Source organism: Vibrio sp. OPT46, from assembly GCF_015163535.1.
In the GTDB taxonomy this organism is placed as follows: domain Bacteria; phylum Pseudomonadota; class Gammaproteobacteria; order Enterobacterales; family Vibrionaceae; genus Vibrio; species Vibrio alginolyticus.
This window is the reverse complement of the sequence record NZ_JADDYG010000054.1, coordinates 1,958-2,887: the sequence shown is the minus strand read 5'-3', so window position 1 is coordinate 2,887 and position 930 is coordinate 1,958. Positions and strand designations below refer to the sequence as shown.

1 pseudogene is annotated in these 930 nt (G+C 44.2%); it reads right to left on the bottom strand.

Features of this window, described 5'->3' with window-relative positions:
• Nucleotides 1-334: 334 nt before the first annotated feature.
• Nucleotides 335-930, bottom strand: a pseudogene (locus IQR33_RS32140) (porin); the annotation flags it as partial.

Below are 930 nucleotides of genomic sequence, written 5' to 3'. Positions count from 1 at the left end.
AAACCGATATGGAAGCCGGACACGGCGGCGCATCTGGTCGATTTAAGCGCTTAAAAGAAGATGCGCTAGAGTATGCCTTCTTCCTCGATTTACTCGATTTACTCGATAAAAAATAAGCGTATTAATAGAACTGCATCTCTTCTAACAACAAAAATGCCCGCAAGTTGCGGGCATTTTTTATAGACGCACTCTCTAAACAAAGAGTGGGGTTACCTAAGCACAGAATGACTAGCGTCTCTTATAGCCAAAGGATAGCAGAAAGAAAAACGCCTACTCACAACGAGTAGGCGTTAACACAATAAATGTGTTTAGGCAGTAGAAACTGGCCTATTTATTAGAAGTAGTAACGAGCACCTAGAGTCCAGTAGTCGTTCTCTTCATTGTTGTAGTCGTTACCTAGGTCAAACTGGTAACCAGCGAAAGTAACGAATGCAGGAGTTACTGCGTACTCTGCTTGTAGCGCAGTTTCGCTTGAAACTGTCTTGTTGTCTTTGTCGTCTTCTACACCTTCGTAGTTAACGCTGAACGTCCAATTGTTGACTCCGTACGCTAGTAGGCCCTCAATCTGAGTAGTTTCTTCACGCATCTCGTAGAAGTATTCGTTCATGCCGTATACAACAGCTGCGTACAGACCAGAGCCATACTCACCGTAATTTACAGAAACAAGGTGTGATTCAGCAGTTTTAGTACCTAGACCAGAATTCTCAACATCACCGCCGCTGTATACGTAGCCTAGACCAAAGCCCGCAACAGAGCCGCTCAGTGCGATTTGACCACGTTGGTCATACTTGCTGCCTTTAGAAACGTATTCTGGAAGACCTGTGTTAGGGTTTTGTTGTAATGATAGGCCTCTATCATCATTTTCACCTTGCCAACCAAGACCTAGGTTGAAAGCAAAACCTTCGCCAAACTCAAAGCTTTTACGGTAGC